1 protein-coding gene is annotated in these 358 nt (G+C 64.8%); it reads left to right on the forward strand.

The window, feature by feature from the left end; translation table 11 throughout:
* A partial coding sequence (locus NJG22_RS24480) for an RHS repeat domain-containing protein (protein ID WP_253098510.1) occupies positions 1 to 358 on the forward strand: 358 nt, incomplete at both ends.

Raw genomic sequence — 358 nt, forward strand, 5'->3', positions numbered from 1 at the left:
GCAAGGCCAACTTCCTCTACGACCCGGTTGGCCGGCTGTTGCAAGAAACCGGTTTCGATGGCTTAGTCACCCGCTATCAGTACGACCCGCACACCGGTCGATTGGCGAGCACCCAGGTCGGCCAACGGCGTATCGAACTGCGCCTCGACCGCATGGGCCGGTTGGCCGAGCGTACCGCCCGCCTGGGCGATCAGAGCCAGACCGAAACCTTTGCCTACGACGGCAACGGCCAGCTGATCCAGGCCACCAACGCCGCCAGCAAGCTGCAATGGTTCCGTGACGAAGCGGGCAACCTGACCCGCGAGCACCAGTACTACCTGGCCACCGGCACGCCGATGGTTGCGGTGTGGCAGCACGA

Source organism: Pseudomonas sp. VA159-2, from assembly GCF_024126635.1.
Lineage (GTDB): Bacteria > Pseudomonadota > Gammaproteobacteria > Pseudomonadales > Pseudomonadaceae > Aquipseudomonas > Aquipseudomonas muyukensis.